This is a genomic window from Pseudomonas sp. ME-P-057 (genome assembly GCF_030208975.1).
Lineage (GTDB): Bacteria > Pseudomonadota > Gammaproteobacteria > Pseudomonadales > Pseudomonadaceae > Aquipseudomonas > Aquipseudomonas lutea.
In genome coordinates this window covers 246,967-261,484 of the sequence record NZ_JARVSX010000023.1, presented here as the reverse complement: position 1 = coordinate 261,484, position 14,518 = coordinate 246,967, and the positions used below count along the sequence as shown (strand labels likewise).

At 60.5% G+C, this 14,518-nt stretch carries 13 protein-coding genes; 8 read left to right on the top strand and 5 right to left on the bottom strand.

The window, feature by feature from the left end; genetic code table 11:
* Positions 1 to 166: 166 nt before the first annotated feature.
* From QRN48_RS14310 to QRN48_RS14300, 3 genes are read right to left on the bottom strand one after another with little or no spacing between them, the layout of a single operon-like run.
* Positions 167 to 784, bottom strand: a complete 618-nt coding sequence (locus QRN48_RS14310; RefSeq protein WP_285351253.1) for a TPM domain-containing protein — start codon at positions 782 to 784, stop codon at positions 167 to 169.
* 27 nt (positions 785 to 811) lie between these two features.
* Complete coding sequence (locus QRN48_RS14305; RefSeq protein WP_502944602.1) at positions 812 to 1,576, bottom strand: TPM domain-containing protein; 765 nt, start codon at positions 1,574 to 1,576, stop codon at positions 812 to 814.
* Complete coding sequence (locus QRN48_RS14300; RefSeq protein WP_037014443.1) at positions 1,576 to 2,199, bottom strand: LemA family protein; 624 nt, start codon at positions 2,197 to 2,199, stop codon at positions 1,576 to 1,578. Before QRN48_RS14300 ends, QRN48_RS14305 begins: the two co-directional genes overlap by 1 nt.
* Before the next feature lie 281 nt (positions 2,200 to 2,480).
* Between QRN48_RS14300 and bglX the strand changes: the two genes are divergently transcribed.
* The 7 genes from bglX to QRN48_RS14265 all read left to right on the top strand — a co-directional run bounded on the left by bglX (position 2,481) and on the right by QRN48_RS14265 (position 12,388).
* The gene (bglX, locus tag QRN48_RS14295; protein ID WP_191943021.1) at positions 2,481 to 4,778 is read left to right on the top strand and encodes a beta-glucosidase BglX; all 2,298 of its coding nucleotides are present in this window, start codon (positions 2,481 to 2,483) and stop codon (positions 4,776 to 4,778) included.
* A 34-nt stretch (positions 4,779 to 4,812) separates the two neighbouring features.
* Positions 4,813 to 6,558 carry a sensor histidine kinase gene (locus QRN48_RS14290; protein ID WP_285351247.1) on the top strand — a complete coding sequence of 582 codons (1,746 nt, stop codon included), beginning with the start codon at positions 4,813 to 4,815 and terminating at the stop codon, positions 6,556 to 6,558.
* A gap of 4 nt (positions 6,559 to 6,562) precedes the next feature.
* Positions 6,563 to 7,909 carry a two-component system response regulator MifR gene (mifR, locus tag QRN48_RS14285; protein ID WP_285351246.1) on the top strand — a complete coding sequence of 449 codons (1,347 nt, stop codon included), beginning with the start codon at positions 6,563 to 6,565 and terminating at the stop codon, positions 7,907 to 7,909.
* Positions 7,910 to 8,826: 917 nt separating this feature from the next.
* The gene (locus QRN48_RS14280) at positions 8,827 to 10,149 is read left to right on the top strand and encodes an MFS transporter (RefSeq protein WP_285351243.1); all 1,323 of its coding nucleotides are present in this window, start codon (positions 8,827 to 8,829) and stop codon (positions 10,147 to 10,149) included.
* 247 nt (positions 10,150 to 10,396) lie between these two features.
* On the top strand, positions 10,397 to 10,822 hold the full coding sequence (locus tag QRN48_RS25180) for a hypothetical protein (protein ID WP_350310429.1): 426 nt from the start codon (positions 10,397 to 10,399) through the stop codon (positions 10,820 to 10,822).
* Positions 10,823 to 11,230: 408 nt separating this feature from the next.
* Positions 11,231 to 11,554, top strand: coding sequence for a hypothetical protein (locus QRN48_RS14270; protein WP_081955396.1), 324 nt, complete (start codon positions 11,231 to 11,233; stop codon positions 11,552 to 11,554).
* Between the two features lie 210 nt (positions 11,555 to 11,764).
* Positions 11,765 to 12,388, top strand: coding sequence for a flavin reductase family protein (locus tag QRN48_RS14265; RefSeq protein ID WP_037017319.1), 624 nt, complete (start codon positions 11,765 to 11,767; stop codon positions 12,386 to 12,388).
* Here the strand turns inward: QRN48_RS14265 and QRN48_RS14260 are convergent, their stop codons facing one another.
* Together QRN48_RS14260 and QRN48_RS14255 are read right to left on the bottom strand one after the other, a co-directional pair.
* On the bottom strand, positions 12,389 to 12,628 hold the full coding sequence (locus tag QRN48_RS14260) for a hypothetical protein (protein ID WP_191943016.1): 240 nt from the start codon (positions 12,626 to 12,628) through the stop codon (positions 12,389 to 12,391).
* A 109-nt stretch (positions 12,629 to 12,737) separates the two neighbouring features.
* A complete protein-coding gene (locus tag QRN48_RS14255; protein WP_285351238.1) occupies positions 12,738 to 13,091 on the bottom strand; it encodes an antibiotic biosynthesis monooxygenase family protein in 354 nt (117 codons plus the stop codon).
* A gap of 406 nt (positions 13,092 to 13,497) precedes the next feature.
* Here QRN48_RS14255 and QRN48_RS14250 point away from each other — a divergent pair, with 406 nt between their 5' ends.
* Entirely contained in the window at positions 13,498 to 14,385 is an 888-nt protein-coding gene (locus tag QRN48_RS14250; protein ID WP_052075350.1) for an AraC family transcriptional regulator, read from the top strand.
* The last annotated feature ends 133 nt before the right edge of the window (positions 14,386 to 14,518 follow it).

Here is a 14,518-nt window from a genome sequence, read left to right as displayed (position 1 = left end):
TTGCGCGCTTCGGTCACGGGCACTCCCCCTGTAGGAGCCGGCTTGCTGGCGAACGCGTCTGTTCAGACACCGCAACATTGGCTGCCCAGACGGGTTCGCCAGCAAGCCGGCTCCTACGGAGGACTGTAACGCCAGAGATCTACGCAGGACCGTACCGCCACAGAGCTCAGCCCAATACCACCAGACGGTTCGGCAATTCGTTGCGCGCTTCGGTCACGGGGACTTGCTCGCTCAGTACACTGCCGCAGGAGCGGATGCAGCTGACAAAACCCTCCAGAATCTGGCCGCTCTTCACCTGTCGCGTGAAGGTCTCGACCATTGCGATCCAGACGTCGTTGTCCACCCTGCGCGCAATACCGTCGTCGACGATGATCTCGACATAGCGCTCGGCCTCGCTGACAAATATCAGCACGCCGGTGCCATTGGCTGTGGCGTGAAGGTTCTGTTCCAGAAACTGCCGACGGGCCAGATTGCCCGCGCGCCAGTGCCGCACCCGCACAGGCACCAGTCGCGTGGTGATGCCCGGCAACCGGCACAACAACGCCACCACGATGAACGTGACCACTTGTGCGAGCAACAAGTGGTTGGCATTCATCCAGCCCGTCAGCAGGTTGATCAGCCCTGGCACCAATAGCGCGACGACCCCGGCCCATATCAGCGGAACGTAGGTGTAATCGTCTGCGCTGGTGGCCAGCACCGTGACCAATTCAGCGTCGGTCTGACGCTCCACCGCCTCGATGGCATCGGCCACTTGCTGCTGTTGGTCTTTATTGAGCAATGTCATGCACGCAATCCCTTCCTGAGCGATCGACTACCAGCCACCGGAGGCACCGCCCCCGCCAAAACCGCCACCACCCCCGCGCATGCCGCCCGAACTCGAGCCGCCGGAACCGCCGGAACCAAAGCCGCCAAAGCCGCCGCCACCTCCGGAACCGATGATGCCGCCGCGTCCGGAGCGAATACTGATGTAGCTGATGGCCACGAACAGCACCAAAAACAGCAGGGTCATCCGCCAATCGGCGGGCTCTTCCTCACTCGCTGCGGCATTACCGGTTGCGCCAACGGCGGGCTCGGCGAGCGGATCACCGCCCAGCACCTGAACCATGGCTTCGGCGCCTTTGCTGATGCCGCCGGCAAAATCACCGCGCTTGAACGCCGGCGTGATGACCTGATTGATGATCACCGAGGACTGCGCATCCGTCAGCCGGTCTTCCAGGCCATAACCCACTTCGATACGCACCTTGCGCTCGTCGCGAGCCACGACCAGCAAGGCACCGTTGTCCTTGCCCTTCTGCCCGATGCCCCAGTGACGACCGAGCTGATAACCGTAGTCTTCAATGCTTGAGCCTTGAAGATCGGGCAGCGTGACCACCACAACCTGCTCGGTGGTCAGCTCTTCGTGCGCGCGCAGCATCTGCTCCAGACGCTCTTTGCCTGGCGCGTCGATCATCCCGGCGGTGTCGACCACGCGTCCCGTCAACGGCGGAAAGGTGGGGTCGGCCTGCGCCCACTGCGCAAGCACACCCATCGACACCGCCAGTAAAGCGGCTATCAGGCCACGCCGCGCGCGCGCCATCAGAACTTCACTTGTGGCGCTTTGTCAGCGTCAGCGGCCGTGGCCTCAAAGTTCGGACGGACCGGCAGGTCGCTGTACATCACCGAATGCCACAGACGGCCCGGGAAGGTCCGGATCTCGGTGTTGTATTTTTCGACCGCGGCGATGAAGTCGCGACGAGCCACCGCGATGCGGTTTTCAGTGCCTTCAAGCTGCGATTGCAGGGCCAGGAAATTCTGGTTGGATTTCAGGTCCGGGTAGCGCTCGGAGACCACCATCAAACGGCTGAGCGCACCGGTCAACTGGCCCTGTGCGTCCTGGAACTGCTTGAGTTTGGCGGGATCGTTGAGTGTGCTGGCGTCCACTTGAATCGACGTCGCCTTGGCACGGGCTTCGATGACGGCGGTCAGAGTGTCCTGCTCCTGCTTGGCATAACCCTTCACCGTCTCTACCAGATTGGGAATCAGGTCGGCGCGACGTTGATATTGATTCTGCACCTGAGCCCAGGCGGATTTGACCTGCTCGTCATAGGTCGGGATGTTGTTGATCCCGCACCCTGACAACAAGGTGGTCAGCAGCACCATCAATGCCAGTGACAATTTGTAACGACTGCTCTGGCCGAAGCCCAAACGCTCTGTTTGCATGGCTTACGCGTTCCTTGTGTTCATCAATTGATATTCCTGTCAGTCAGGACTTTAGCCAAACCGGACGTTCCCCGGCATAATCCTGGCCCATCGCGTTGTCAGGGCTCTGGATTGCGGGGCCACAATCAGATAAAACTCGTTGCGCTACTGATGCTCATATGAGGCAGGAGTTCAGCGACGCCCCCGTCCTGACGACAATAAAAACCAAAGGTTCGACACCTAAACCAACGGCTGACCGGTATTACGCGCGAGTTGCCGGCAACGCCTTGAGAAAACCATTCATGAATAAGCTGTGTTTACTGAGTCTCGTCATCGGCCTGGCCAGTCAGTCCGCCTGGGCCGAAAACGCTACCACCGGCGTCGGCGCTGCCTCCACCCTGCAAGCCAAGAATGCGTTCATTGCCAACCTGATGAAGCAGATGACCCTCGATGAAAAGATCGGTCAGCTGCGCCTCATCAGCATCGGCCCGGAGATGCCCAAGCCGGAAATTCTCAAGGAAATCACTGCCGGCCGCATCGGCGGCACGTTCAACTCGGTGGTGTTGCCTGACAACCGCGCCATGCAGGACGCCGCGGGTCACAGCCGCAACAAGATCCCGATGTTCTTCGCGTTCGACGTGGTACACGGCCAGCGCACCATTTTCCCGATCAGCCTCGGCCTGGCTTCAACCTGGGACATGAATGCCATCACCCGCACCGGTCGGGTGTCGGCGATTGAAGCCGCGGCCGACGGCGTCGACATGACCTTCGCCCCGATGGTCGACATTACCCGGGACGCGCGCTGGGGTCGCAGCTCCGAAGGCTTCGGCGAGGACACTTATCTGGTGTCGCGCATCTCGGCCACGATGACCCGCGCCTTTCAGGGCACAAGCATGCAGGCGCCCAACAGCATCATGGCGGTGGTCAAGCACTTCGCGCTGTACGGGGCGGTCGAGGGCGGCCGCGATTACAACACCGTCGACATGAGCCCGGTGCGCATGCAGCAGGATTACCTGCCGCCGTATCGCGCCTCCATTGACGCCGGCGCAGGCGGCGTGATGATTGCCCTCAACTCCATCAATGGCGTGCCGTCCACCTCCAACGCCTGGCTGTTGCAAGACGTCTTGCGCCGGGATTGGGGCTTCAAGGGCGTGACCGTCAGCGACCACGGCGCGATCAAGGAATTGATCGACCACGGCGTGGCCAAGGATTTCCGCGAGGCCGCCAAACTGGCGATCAAGGCCGGCGTCGACCTGAGCATGAACGACAAGGCCTATGGCGAAGAATTGCCCGGGCTGGTGAAGAGCGGCGAAGTGTCGGAGAAGGAAGTCGACAATGCCGTGCGTGAGGTGCTCGGCGCGAAATGGGAAATGGGGCTGTTCGCCAATCCGTACCTGCGCATCGGCGCGGCAGTGGATGACCCGGTCGACCGCAACGCCGAAAACCGTTTGCACCGTGCTGAAGCCCGCGACGTGGCGCGCAAGAGCATCGTGCTGCTGAAAAACCAGAACGACACCCTGCCGCTGAAGAAGCAAGGCACCATCGCCGTGATCGGTCCGCTGGCCAAGAGCTCGATGGACATGCTGGGCAGTTGGTCCGGGGCCGGTCTGCCGCGCCAGACCGTCAACGCCTACGACGGCATTGCCGCGGCAGTGGGCGACAAGGCCAAGCTGATTTACGCGTTGGGCTCCAACGTCACCGACAACCAGCACGCCATCACCTACCTCAACAAGATGGATGATCAGATCGCCATCGATCCGCGTCCCGAACAGGACATGATTGATGAGGCGGTCAAGGCTGCTCGGCAGGCTGATGTCGTGGTTGCAGTGGTCGGCGAATCGCGCAACATGTCCCACGAAGCCGCCAGTCGCGTAGACTTGGTGATTCCGGGCCGTCAACGTGAGCTCATCCGCGCGCTCAAAGCCACCGGCAAGCCGCTGGTCCTGGTGCTGATGAACGGCCGCCCATTGGCGCTTGGCGAAGAAAACGAGCTGGCCGACGCCATGGTCGAAAGCTGGTTCCTCGGAACCGAGGGCGGTAATGCCCTGGCCGACGTGCTGTTCGGCGATTACAACCCGTCTGGCAAACTGCCAATGACCTTCCCGCGCTCCGTTGGCCAGGTGCCTGCGTACTACAACCACCTGAACACCGGTCGGCCGTATCGCCCGAATGATTCGAACTACACCTCCAACTACTTCGAGGAGCCGACCAGCCCGCTGTTTCCGTTTGGTTATGGCCTTAGCTACAGCCAGTTCAGCGTTTCGGACATCACCTTGTCGATCAACAAGATGACCCGCAAGGACAAGCTGACTGCCAGCGTCATGGTCAAGAACACCGGCAAAGTGGCCGGTGAAACCGTGGTTCAGTTGTACCTGCGCGATGTCGCGGCTTCCATCAGCCGCCCGGTCAAAGAACTGAAGAACTTCCAGAAGATCATGTTGAACCCCGGGGAAGAAAAATCCGTGAGCTTCACCCTGACCGAGGAAGACCTGAAGTTCTTCAACCCGTCGTTGAAGTACGCGGCCGAGGCCGGAGAGTTCAAGCTGATGATTGGCCTGGATTCCGAAGATGTGAAAGAGACGACGTTCAACCTGCTGTAAGGCGGGTACTGCCCACGGAAAACAGGTCACGCTCATGCCTCGCTCAGCTCGACTTGTTTTTCATGTGGTCCTGATCATCGCCGGTGCCGTCGTTGCGGCAACGCTGGCGATGCATCAGGCCGAGCGCCATGCCCTCGAAGACGACGCGGCACGGTCTGCAGACCGCCTGGCGCTTTACGCCAATACCCTGCAAACGCTCATTGAACGCTACCGAGCCCTGCCCGCCGTGCTGGCGCTTGACCCTCAATTGCGGTCAGCCCTGAGCGGTCCGGTCAGCACCGAGACTACTCAGGCGCTTAACCTCAAGCTGGAGCAGATCAACGGTGCGGCCCAGTCATCGACTCTGGAGCTGCTGGACCGTAATGGCCTGGCGGTCGGCGCCAGCAACTGGCGCTTGCCGAGCAGCTATGTCGGTCACAACTATGGCTTCCGCCCCTACTTCACCCAGACCCGTGCAACCGGCGTCGGGCGCTTTTACGCCGTTGGCGTGACCAGCGGCATCCCGGGCTACTTCCTGGCCAACGCCGTGCGCGATGAAGCCGGGCAGTTCATCGGGGCAATGGTGGTCAAGCTTGAGTTTCCGGACCTGGAACACACATGGGCGCAAAACGACGACCTGTTGCTGGTCAGTGACGCCAAAGGCATCGTCTTCATTGCCAACCAGCCAGAGTGGCGGTATCGGGCTCTGCAACCGCTCACCACGCAGGACAGGGCCGAGCTGGCCAGCACCCGCCAGTACGACAAGCAACCCCTGACGGCACTGCATCAGGAGCCGCTTCGCACGTTCAACGTGAACAGTCACCTGAGCCGCGTAGGCGCGCCAGACGAACAGGTTGATTACCTGTGGCAATCGCTGCCCTTGCCCACCGAGGGCTGGACATTGCACTTGCTGCGCAAACCCCAGCCCGCTGCAGAGGACGTGCGCAACGCTGCCCTCGCAGCGGCAGGCACCTGGCTGACGCTGGTGTTCCTCGGGCTGTTTTTGTATCAGCGCTGGCGCCTTGCACGGGTGCGTCAGCGCAGCCGTGAAGAGCTCGAACGCCTGGTCGAAGAGCGCACTCAGGATCTGCAAACCGCGCAGGAGGGTCTGGTGCAGTCCACCAAACTGGCGGCACTGGGCCAGATGTCAGCCGCGCTCGCCCACGAAATCAATCAACCGTTGACCGCCCAGCGTATGCAGCTCGCGACATTGCGCCTGTTGCTGGAACACGGCCGGGTCGACGATGCCTACAAGGCGTTGAGCCTGCTTGACCAGCAGTTGAGCCGCATGGCGGCGCTTACCGGGCACCTGAAAACATTCGCCCGCAAAAGCCCAAGCGGTCTGCGTGAGCGCCTTGACCTGGCGACTGTGGTAGACCAGGCGCTGCTGTTGCTCGAGGCCAGAATCAAAAGCGAGCGAGTCAGTTGCGTGCTTGACCTGACGCGTCCCGCATGGGTGCGCGGCGACGCCATCCGGCTTGAACAGGTGCTCATCAACCTGCTGCGCAATGCGCTGGACGCCATGCAGGACAAACCGCTCAAGCGCCTCGAAATTCGGATCGACGAGCAGCCCGAGCACTGGCGAATCGCGGTTATCGACAGTGGCGGCGGCATTGCCGACGAACATCTGGCCAGCGTATTCGATCCTTTTTTCACCACCAAACCGGTGGGCGATGGACTGGGGCTGGGGCTCGCGGTCTCGTTCGCCATCGTCCATGAGCTGGGCGGCCGCCTCAGCGCCGAAAATGTCAGCGATGGCGCACGGTTTTTCTTCTGCCTCGGCAAGGCTCAGGAGGCTTAAAGACATGCTCAATTCGGTGATCGTGGTAGACGACGAGGCGCCCATCCGGGAAGCCGTGGAGCAATGGCTGACATTGTCCGGCTTTACCGTGCAGGTGTTCAGTCGCGCCGAGGCATGTCTGGCGCAACTGCCCGATGCCTTCCCCGGCGTGATTCTGAGCGATGTGCGCATGCCTGGCATGGACGGTCTCCAGTTGCTGGCAGAGTTGCAAGCGAAGGACCGCGACTTGCCAGTGATCCTGCTGACCGGTCACGGGGATGTGCCGATGGCCGTGGACGCGATGCGCGACGGAGCGTATGACTTTCTGGAGAAGCCGTTCACCCCGGAACGACTGCTTGGCAGCCTGCGCAGGGCGCTGGAGAAACGCGCGCTGGTGCTGGATAACCGCACGCTGCACGAACAGGCTGACCACCGCTCGCGCCTCGACGCGACGCTCTTGGGCATGTCGCTGACGATGCAGACGCTGCGCCGACAGGTGCTGGATTTATCGCCATTGCCGGTGAACGTGTTGATTCGTGGCGAGACGGGCAGCGGCAAGGAGATGGTTGCGCGGTGTCTGCATGATTTCGGTTCCAGGGCTGACAAGCCTTTCGTCGCGGTCAATTGCGCGGCGATTCCCGAACCGCTGTTTGAGGCCGAGCTGTTCGGCCACGAGAGCGGCGCGTTCACCGGCGCCCAGGGTAAGCGCGTCGGCAAGCTGGAATTCGCCCACGGTGGCACAGTGTTTCTCGACGAGATCGAAAGCATGCCGCTGGCTCAGCAGGTCAAGTTACTGCGGGTGATTCAGGAACGACGCATCGAGCGGCTGGGCTCGAATCAGAGCATTGAGATCGACGTGCGCATCATTGCTGCGACCAAACCCGACCTGCTGGATGAAGCGCGAGCCGGTCGCTTTCGTGAAGATTTGGCCTACCGATTGAACATTGCCGAATTGCGCCTGCCGCCGCTGCGCGACAGGCGCGAGGACATTCCGATGCTGTTTAGCCATTTTTCCAGGCAGGCAGCCCAACGCCTGGCTCGCAGCGCGCCGGTTCTGAGCGGAGCGCAATTGAGCCATCTGCTCAGCCATGACTGGCCGGGCAATGTCCGAGAGCTTGCCAATGCCGCCGAGCGTCAGATTCTGGGGCTGGACAACCCGGCCGCTGAAGCCCTGCCGGGTGGCCAGTCGCTGGTGGCGCAGCAAGAGGCGTTCGAAGCGCACTGCATCCGCTCAGCATTGCAACGGCATCGAGGCGACATCAAGGCAGTGATGAACGAGCTGCAGGTGCCACGCCGAACGCTGAATGAAAAGATGCAGCGGCACGGGCTGGTACGCGAGGATTTCCTGGCGGAAGGCAATTCACCGCGCTGAACCGACCTCGGTGAACGCAGCTTTCGCCCACGAACCGGCGCACGAGCGCGCTGCCCGTGAAGAGTTCGGTGTGTGTCATGAGATTTCGTCCGCCCACGAACCGGTGTAGGAGCGCGCTTGCCCGCGAAGGGGTCGGTACATCCGACACATGATGGTCGTTCATGCCTACGTCTTCGCGGGCAAGCGCGCTCCTACAGGTGATCTGCGTTACGTCAGTTGCTCTGTGGTGTGCCTACCGGCGTGGCTGTCTGCCCATTAACCGGCGTAAGAGCGCTTGCCCGCGAAGAGGTTGGTCAGTGCCATGAGATTTCGTGGTCTGCCCACTGACCGGTGTAGGAGCGCGCTTGCCCGCGAAGGGGTCGTTACATCCGACCCACAATGGTCGCCCATGCCTGCGTCTTCGCGGGCAAGCGCGCTCCTACAGGTGATCTGCGTTACGTCAGTTGTTCTGTGGTGTGACACCCGGCGTTTTTTCAACCAAAGCCATTGCCCTTGAGCACTGACTGTTTCGTTGCCTGCCGCCAACCGATGTAGGAGCGCGCTTGCCCGCGAAGGGGTCGTTACATCCGACCCACAATGGTCGCCCATGCCTGCGTCTTCGCGGGCAAGCGTGCTCCTACCGTTGATCTGCGTTACGTCCGTTGCTCGGTGGCGCGATAGCCGGTCTGGTAGCGATACGTTGATCTGCGTTACGTCAGTTGCTTTGCGGCGAGCTAACAGAAGTGTTGAGGATTCCGGGGTGGCCAATGAGCGGATTTTCGCTCAGGTTATTTTCTGAATCAGCGGATTTCCGCTCACCTGCGCCAGCCTGATCGCTCTATCTCGGGGCTTTCAGCCTTTGGCACAGCTCCTGCTATCCATGTTGTCAGACCGCCTAGACGCGATCCCTCTAACAACAATGATCTGCAGGAAAACCAATGGCCATCCCCAATTCTGCTTCCCCCGGAGCGGCTGCCACCCCAGTCGCAGAAAAAACCACCGGAAATCGCCTGAAATCCATTTTCAGCGGATCCGTCGGTAACATGGTCGAGTGGTACGACTGGTACGTCTACGCCGCTTTCTCTCTCTACTTCGCCAAAGTCTTCTTCCCCAAGGGCGACACCACTGCCCAACTGCTCAACACCGCCGCGATCTTCGCTGTGGGCTTTCTCATGCGGCCTATCGGCGGCTGGCTCATGGGCCTTTATGCTGACCGCAAAGGCCGCAAGGCTGCGTTGATGGCGTCGGTCCTGCTGATGTGTTTCGGTTCGCTGATCATCGCCCTCACGCCCGGGTATGAAACCATCGGCGTCGGCGCCCCGATCATGCTGGTGTTCGCCCGCTTGTTGCAGGGCCTGTCGGTGGGTGGCGAATACGGCACCTCGGCAACCTACCTCAGTGAAATGGCGACCAAGGAGCGTCGTGGCTTTTTCTCGAGCTTCCAGTACGTGACGTTGATCTCGGGTCAGCTCATCGCACTGGCGGTATTGATCGTGCTGCAACAAACGCTGACGACCGAACAGCTGCACGCGTGGGGCTGGCGCATCCCGTTCGGCATTGGCGCCCTGTGCGCGGTGGTGGCGCTGTTTCTGCGTCGCGGCATGGAAGAGACCGAGTCGTTCACCCGCAAGAAGGACAAGCCCAAAGAGAGCCTGATGCGCACATTGATGCGCCATCCCAAGGAGCTGATGACTGTGGTCGGGCTGACCATGGGCGGAACGCTGGCCTTTTACACGTACACCACGTACATGCAGAAGTACCTGGTGAACACGGTGGGCATGAGCATCACCGATTCGACCACCATCTCCGCCGCCACGCTGTTCCTGTTCATGCTTCTGCAGCCCGTTATCGGCGCGCTGTCTGACAAGATCGGCCGTCGGCCGATCCTGATTGCGTTCGGCGTTTTGGGGACCTTGTGTACCGTGCCGATTCTCACCACGCTGCACACCATTCAAAGCTGGTGGGGTGCGTTCTTCCTGATCATGGCTGCGCTGATCATCGTCAGCGGCTACACGTCGATCAACGCGGTGGTCAAGGCGGAACTGTTCCCGACCGAAATCCGTGCGCTGGGCGTGGGCTTGCCGTATGCGTTGACGGTATCGATCTTCGGCGGCACCGCTGAATACATCGCGCTGTGGTTCAAAAGCATCGGCATGGAGACCGGGTACTACTGGTACGTCACGGCCTGCATCGCGGTGTCGCTGCTGGTCTATGTCTTCATGAAAGACACTCGCAAGCATTCGCGGATCGAAACTGACTGACCCGGGCGATGCTGACGCTCATCGATTGAGCGCCGTTTGACGACGCAAAACAGGGGCGGCCACGCAAGTGAGCCGCCCCTTTTACGCGTGCAGACAGGACTAAGTGCATGAATGAAGGCCGCTTTTCGCAGTATCAATTTCAGCGATGATCGCTACCAACGCGATTGACTTCTTAATAATTTTAAGCCGAGTAAAGTTCACTCCATACCGAGTTACCCAAACATTGAATCGATCTGGAGCAACTACCATGAAAACCAACAAACTGATCTTCGGCCTTGCATTCTCTCTTCTCGCCAGCAGCGCCTTTGCACTTCCCGCTGTCGATGCGCACCACAGCGTTAGTGCAGCGGTAGTTGCAGAGAACGGTTCTTCCCATACCAATATTGGCCGCGTCGCTGCTGACGGTGCCGATCACGTAGGCGCCAACCGCCTCGCGGCTGACGGTGCCGACCACGTAGGTGCCAATCGCCTCGCGGCTGACGGTGCTGACCACGTAGGTGCCAACCGCCTCGCCGCCGACGGTGCTGACCACGTAGGTGCCAATCGCCTCGCCGCTGATGGTGCTGACCACGTAGGCGCCAATCGCCTCGCTGCTGACGGTGCTGATCACGTAGGTGCAAATCGCCTCGCTGCTGACGGTGCGGACCATGTTGGTGCAAATCGCCTGAGCTGATTCATTCCCTTGAAGTCTCCTCCGCCCGGTCTTGCGCCGGGCTTGATTTTCTAGCTATTTATGATGCAAACCCCCGGTTGATATGGCCTGCCGTCCAGCTTCTCGGTTTGGATGAAATGGCAGACAGCGAGTCTCAGCCCTCGCTGCGCAGATGCCAGCCACACAACCCATCCCCGCGCTAGCAAATCATCAATAACTCGTCAACCACAAAAACCCCACGACACAGCGAAAAATGCGCCATTCCCGAGCAATCTTCTCCGCAGCGCCTTAAAAACGGGCGTTCCAGCCAACTATCATTTTTGACGATGGTCGTTAGCAACAGCGTTAACTTCAACTTAATCCCTGCGCGCGTAAGATTGGCTCCATTCCCAAGTTAAAACTTATTGAAATTTACTGGAGCAACTCACCATGAAAACTTCAAATATTATTTTCGGCCTAAGTTTGTCGATCCTGGCATCGAGCGCATTCGCTCTGCCGGTATCGGAGCAACACTCAGCATTCAATGGCACTGTTGTGGCTGAAGGCGGTTCTTCCCACACCAATGCGTCGCACACCGGTTCTTACCGTCAGGCGTCAGACGGCTCCGATCATGTTGGTGCCAATCGTCTTGCCGCTGACGGCGCTGATCACGTAGGCGCTAACCGCCAGGCTGCCGATGGTGCTGACCATGTCGGCGCCAACCGCCTGGCCGCTGACGGTGCCGATCATGTTGGCGCCAACCGCGTCAGCTAAGCCAGTCCAGCTTCATGCTCTGCCGCTGTATGCATAACCGCTTCATGTTCGCCTCCCGAACTCCCTTTGTAGCCCGACAATTGTCGGGCTTTTTTTTGCCTGGCATTCGGCCGCCGCTGGAATCCTTTGGCAACGCCCTGCACTATGACGGCCGTCATTCTCAAACGCGCGCCGCAGCAACGTGCGCCAGCACCCAGTCAGGAACACACCATGTCAGACGATATTCATTTCTACGAACCGTCCAAAGGCCATGGCTTGCCCCATGACCCCTTCAACGCCATTGTGGGCCCACGCCCGATCGGCTGGATCTCGTCCCAGGACGCACAGGGCAAGTTGAACCTGGCCCCCTACAGCTTTTTCAACGCCTTCAACTACGTGCCTCCGATCATCGGCTTTTGCAGCATCGGCCGAAAGGACAGCCTCAACAACGTCGAACAGACCGGCGAGTTCGTGTGGAACCTGGCCACGCGCGGCCTAGCCGAGCAAATGAACATGAGCTGCGCCGCGGTGCCTGCAGACGTGAATGAATTTGAGCTGGCCAACCTGACGGCAGAACCCTCGCGCATCGTTTCGGTGCCGAGGGTTAAAGAGACGCCTGTGGCGTTCGAATGCAAGGTAACGCAGATCATCCAGCTGCAACGCGCCGACAAAGAGAACGTCCCGAGCTGGCTGATCATGGGTGAAGTGGTGGCTGTGCACATTGCCAAGCGGTTGCTGAAGGAAGGGATCTACGACACGGCTGCGGGCGAGCCGATCCTGCGCGGCGGCGGCCCGGGCGACTACTTTCAGGTGACGCCTGAGTCGCTGTTCACGATGTACCGGCCAAAAGCCTGATCAGCTCGGGGCGAACACCAGCTCACCCTCATCGGTGACATCGGCAAGTCGCTCCAGCTCCTGCACTGCGGCCTCGTCAGCGGCGAGCGCGGTGGCAAATTTCTGATCGATCAGCACCCGGTGGAAGCTCGGGGCGCCGCCATTGAATCGCGCTTTGACGGCGATCGCTGCGCTGTAGCCGTCTTCACCGGGGACTGCGGCCGACACCGCCTCGTGATGCTGGAATTCTTTGCGTGCCATAGTCCGAACGCCCTGCCTGAAAAGGAAAGGCTGGATTCTAAACGGACGGGGACGAGCCCTTGCAAGACTTTCTGCGCAGTGTCGGCGCCAGGCTCAGCGTCCGAACCTCTCATCCTGCCAGGCGAACTTCTTCTGCACGATAGCCGGTGCGGGCCTGAGCCGCCGTCACCGTCGCGAAGGTCTGGAAGTCCAGGCTTGCGACCAGCCGTTCTGTCACCAGTTCGGAAAACAGATTCAGTTCAGGCGCAGCGAACCAGTCATTCATCGCAGAAGGATCAGCCCACGAACCGGTAATAACCCAGACATCATCGTCCGTCAGGGAACGCTGCAGCGCAAAGTGCAGACAACCCTGTGCAGCGCTGCACGAGTCGATAAGGCTGCTTAATCGCACCCCCACTTTCTCACTGTGGCCGGCGCCGGCGCGAATGGCGACCCAGTGGCTTACGATTGAAGTGTCAAGCATGGTCTGCGCTCCTTCTCTCTGTGTCCGTGCCGCGATCCAGGAAACATCCTGCGGCGGGGAAGTGAAGGTTAGTGTCTGGCGGAGTTTTCCCGGTAGCCGATTACTGCGGGGTTATTGCCCGATTCTGCGCTGGGGTGCTCATCGTCAGATGTCGGTTCGGGATCAACCCGTGCCTCAGGGTTGGACTTTCGAGCAAGCTTGCCGAGCAAACACGGTCGGCCGCGCTGCGTGAAACCGTGCGTTAACAGAATCAGGCAATCATCTGGCAGGATTCGCCTACCGCTTGCGCTTGCCCAAAAATAAGCTGTGCTGCATCAAACGCCTGTTAGAGGATTTACCCATGCCGCCATCCGCTGTTGCGCCCTTTGCTCCGGTTGCTCCACGTGTCGAGGAGTTGAGCGCCCAGATGACGCAACAGCGCGCCGAGCTGGCAGAGCTGATTCGCCGTCATGCGCCAACCGATGGCAGTTTCCAGACGGTGATCAAGCCGCTGTTCATGGTTCGCCATGATCGCCCGTCGCAATCGGTGCCCGGCTTGGTCCAACCGGCGCTGTGCATCATGGCCCAGGGACGCAAGGACGTGATGCTCGGCGGCGAGTTGTACACCTACGACCCTCTCAATTACCTCGTGCTGTCGGTCGCGTTGCCAATCAGCGGCAAGGTCATCTACGCAACGCCCGAAGAGCCACACCTGGCGCTGCGCCTGGAAATCGATCCCGCTGAAATAAATGCGTTGATCGCAGAGGCCGGTCCGATGAGCGTGCCGACCGGCCACAGCGGGCGAGGCATGTACGTTGAGCGGATCGACACGCAGTTGCTCGACGCAGTGATTCGACTTATCCGCCTGCTGGACACGCCGAAGGACATTGCCATGCTCGCGCCGCTGATCAACCGGGAGATCCTCTACCGTTTGCTGCGCGGGAGTGAGGGGCATCGGCTGTACGAAATCGCCATCTCAAACTGCCAGACCCACCGCGTCACGCAGGCGATCAAATGGCTCAACGACCATTTTCAGGAGCCCTTGCGCATTGAGGACCTGGCCAGAGAGGTAAACCTGAGCGTCTCGACCCTGCATCATCGTTTTAAAGCCGTGACGGCCATGAGCCCGTTGCAGTATCAAAAACAACTGCGGCTGCAGGAGGCGCGCCGGTTAATGCTTGCGGACGGGCTCGAAGCATCCGCCGCCGGTTACCGAGTGGGCTATGAAAGCGCCTCGCAATTCAGCCGCGAGTACAGCCGCCTGTTCGGCGCGCCGCCGCTTCGGGACCTGGCACGCCTGCGCAATACCGTCTGATGCCGCAGTGAAGCGGACCGGCGTTCGCCGCAAAGATGATGGCGCTGCAAGCGACGTCTTCCCGGCTGAAGCCGGTCCCACTGATGCGCCCCGAGCCGACCGTGGGACCATCTTCAGCCGGTCCCACTGATGC

What these genes read in the sequence shown, in the direction of transcription:
- QRN48_RS14260 (WP_191943016.1), bottom strand. Translation starts at nt 12,628, where the DNA reads ATGGCACGCAAAGAATTCCAGCATCACGAGGCGGTGTCGGCCGCAGTC.
- QRN48_RS14305 (WP_502944602.1), bottom strand. Translation starts at nt 1,576, where the DNA reads ATGGCGCGCGCGCGGCGTGGCCTGATAGCCGCTTTACTGGCGGTGTCG.
- QRN48_RS14255 (WP_285351238.1), bottom strand. Translation starts at nt 13,091, where the DNA reads ATGCTTGACACTTCAATCGTAAGCCACTGGGTCGCCATTCGCGCCGGC.
- QRN48_RS25180 (WP_350310429.1), top strand. Translation starts at nt 10,397, where the DNA reads ATGAAAACCAACAAACTGATCTTCGGCCTTGCATTCTCTCTTCTCGCC.
- QRN48_RS14265 (WP_037017319.1), top strand. Translation starts at nt 11,765, where the DNA reads ATGTCAGACGATATTCATTTCTACGAACCGTCCAAAGGCCATGGCTTG.
- QRN48_RS14250 (WP_052075350.1), top strand. Translation starts at nt 13,498, where the DNA reads ATGACGCAACAGCGCGCCGAGCTGGCAGAGCTGATTCGCCGTCATGCG.
- mifR (WP_285351246.1), top strand. Translation starts at nt 6,563, where the DNA reads ATGCTCAATTCGGTGATCGTGGTAGACGACGAGGCGCCCATCCGGGAA.
- bglX (WP_191943021.1), top strand. Translation starts at nt 2,481, where the DNA reads ATGAATAAGCTGTGTTTACTGAGTCTCGTCATCGGCCTGGCCAGTCAG.
- QRN48_RS14290 (WP_285351247.1), top strand. Translation starts at nt 4,813, where the DNA reads ATGCCTCGCTCAGCTCGACTTGTTTTTCATGTGGTCCTGATCATCGCC.
- QRN48_RS14280 (WP_285351243.1), top strand. Translation starts at nt 8,827, where the DNA reads ATGGCCATCCCCAATTCTGCTTCCCCCGGAGCGGCTGCCACCCCAGTC.
- QRN48_RS14270 (WP_081955396.1), top strand. Translation starts at nt 11,231, where the DNA reads ATGAAAACTTCAAATATTATTTTCGGCCTAAGTTTGTCGATCCTGGCA.
- QRN48_RS14310 (WP_285351253.1), bottom strand. Translation starts at nt 784, where the DNA reads ATGACATTGCTCAATAAAGACCAACAGCAGCAAGTGGCCGATGCCATC.
- QRN48_RS14300 (WP_037014443.1), bottom strand. Translation starts at nt 2,199, where the DNA reads ATGCAAACAGAGCGTTTGGGCTTCGGCCAGAGCAGTCGTTACAAATTG.